This is a genomic window from Streptomyces sp. NPDC046379 (genome assembly GCF_055587785.1).
Window position 1 is genome coordinate 1 of sequence record NZ_JBVJFP010000062.1, and the last position, 2007, is coordinate 2007.

At 71.1% G+C, this 2007-nt stretch carries 3 protein-coding genes; 1 reads left to right on the forward strand and 2 read right to left on the reverse strand.

The genetic code is table 11. The features are described 5' to 3' along the window. Positions 1-26: 26 nt before the first annotated feature. Both ACZ6KF_RS33985 and ACZ6KF_RS33990 read right to left on the reverse strand, forming a co-directional pair. Positions 27-308: a transposase gene (locus ACZ6KF_RS33985; protein ID WP_469161028.1), complete on the reverse strand. Its 282-nt coding sequence runs from the start codon at positions 306-308 to the stop codon at positions 27-29. Positions 309-549: 241 nt separating this feature from the next. Then, on the reverse strand, positions 550-1236 hold the full coding sequence (locus ACZ6KF_RS33990) for a hypothetical protein (protein WP_469242030.1): 687 nt from the start codon (positions 1234-1236) through the stop codon (positions 550-552). Between the two features lie 418 nt (positions 1237-1654). Here ACZ6KF_RS33990 and ACZ6KF_RS33995 point away from each other — a divergent pair, with 418 nt between their 5' ends. Beyond that, positions 1655-1933 (forward strand): hypothetical protein, encoded by a 279-nt coding sequence (locus tag ACZ6KF_RS33995; RefSeq protein ID WP_469161030.1) that lies wholly within the window; start codon positions 1655-1657, stop codon positions 1931-1933. Positions 1934-2007 lie beyond the last annotated feature (74 nt).

Sequence of the window (2007 nt, forward strand, 5' to 3'; positions counted from 1 at the left end):
GGTCCAGTAGTCGCTCATCACGGCATTCAACCGTCCCCACAGCACGCCTGCCAGCGACTATCTACGCCCTCACCGCACCAATTGAGATGACCTCTAAGTCCGCCGTACAGAGCCCCGTGGCCACGGCGGTGTTCGGGCGCGAGCGCGAGATCGACCAGTGTCCGCACCGGCCCGTCCGTGCACAGCAGCGCGTCGCATAACTCGAACAACGCGTCGCCCCGCGCGGTCAGACACGCGTACAGCTCCGACCGGAAGTGTGACACTTCCGCGAACGCATCCCGCAGGACGCCCTGATGCACCAAACTCACGACCACGGCCTTCGCGCTGATCCACTCTGTGACGGAGCACAGGATCAGACGAAGGCCGCCTACGTGTCCGCTGAATTGCGAAAAAGCCGACCAAGTTCGAGCCGCGTTCGACGCCGGACCATAAATGACAAGCTGAGGGCGGTGGCGCACGACCTCCCCAAAGGTCCTCGTGTGCGCCACCGCCCCGCCAGTTTCCCCGCCGGCACCCAGAGGCCCGCTGCGTCGTCAGCCGCCGGCCCTGCTACTCGGCCCGCCGCTGCTCATGCCCGCCCGCCGGCGGCTCGCCCCGCACCAACTGCGCGCAGTGCGCAGGCCGGCCCGCGCAGGCCTCCTCCAGGCCGTGGCCCGAGCCCTGACATGCGGTGCCGGTGGTCCAGGGCACGCGCCGCTCGGGGTCGTGCACGGGCCGCCAGACCGGCGCGCCCGGCCCGGTCCGGGGGACGTCGGTCAGCCCCGTGGCGAGCACGGGAACGTCCCGCAGGAAGCCGGCCGTGTCCGGTTCGGCGGCGGCTGCGCCCAGCGTGCTGCTCCGCTCGTCCACCCCGGCCGCTGCGGTGCCGTCCAGGACGAACAGCAGCCTCGGCAGGGGCGGGTAGTGCGGCCGTCGTTCCTCCCGCGCCACCTCCGGCTGCGCCGGCTGCCGCGGGGGGGGGCGGGAGCGCGCCTGCGCGGCTATGTGGAGGCGCGCGTAGGCGGCCAGTCGCGCGCCCAGGCGTCCGGGCTCTGCGGTGGCGCGGTCGACGTCGACGAGCGCCTGAGCCGCCGGGCCGCGCCCGCCCGGGCCGGTGCGGTAGGGGAGCAGCGCGTCCAGGAAGAGGCCCTGGCCGTCGGTGATGCCGCGGTGGGGGGCGGGGATCCAGTCCAGTGGCCGGCACAGTTCCCCGCGGTGGCGGGCGTCCTGGACGAAGGCGAGCGCGATTTCGTTCACGGTCAGCGCATGTCCGGCACGGTGCCGGACCGCGCCGCGGTCCCAGACCCTCCTTGAGGGTCGTCGCTCGAGCAGCTCGAGCAGCTCGAGCAGCTCGGGCCGCTGGCCGGCGAGCCGTGTCCCGGCAGGGGTGGGGAACGACACCGGCCCCGTCGTCCGGCCCGCCCCACCGCGATCCGGTCCACCACCCCTTCCGCACGCAGCTTCACTTATCTCGGGTGACGGGCAGGCGACAGGCATGTGAGGCATGTGCGCCTCAGTGCACCGTGCCTGCCGGATATCTACGGGTTGAGGCACGTACGGCATGTTCGCAACGCGGGTCCCGATCCTGGACGCCGTCATCGTCGAGCCTGAACCGTTCCCAGTCCCCCGGGCGTCCCTACGGGCACTGTGACACCGACCGTGGAGCCGCCGCACCATGAGCACATTTGAACCGCCAGCCTGGCCGTACTGCGCACACGGTGCGGACCCTGCTGCCGACCCTGTCGGCTGCCGCGGCATCCACGTCCCCGGCCACACCCTATGTCTCGCCCACCTGGCCGACGCCGACCGCGACGCCTACCTGGCTGCCCTGACTCCCGGCGCCGACATCGACCACCGGGGCACCACCTTCACCGAACCCCTCCTCAACGCCTTACTCAACGCCCTCCGTGACCCCGCGATCGGTCATCCCTGCTTACTGATCATTTCAGAATGAGTTTTGGTTCAGGGCTTGGCAGTTGGGCTGGCGGGCGGCAGAGTTCTGCGGGTGTCGGATGATCTTGTGCCTGA

Bases quoted from the DNA above. Each gene is read 5' to 3' on its own strand.
- ACZ6KF_RS33995 (WP_469161030.1), top strand. From the start codon at position 1,655: ATGAGCACATTTGAACCGCCAGCCTGGCCGTACTGCGCACACGGTGCG.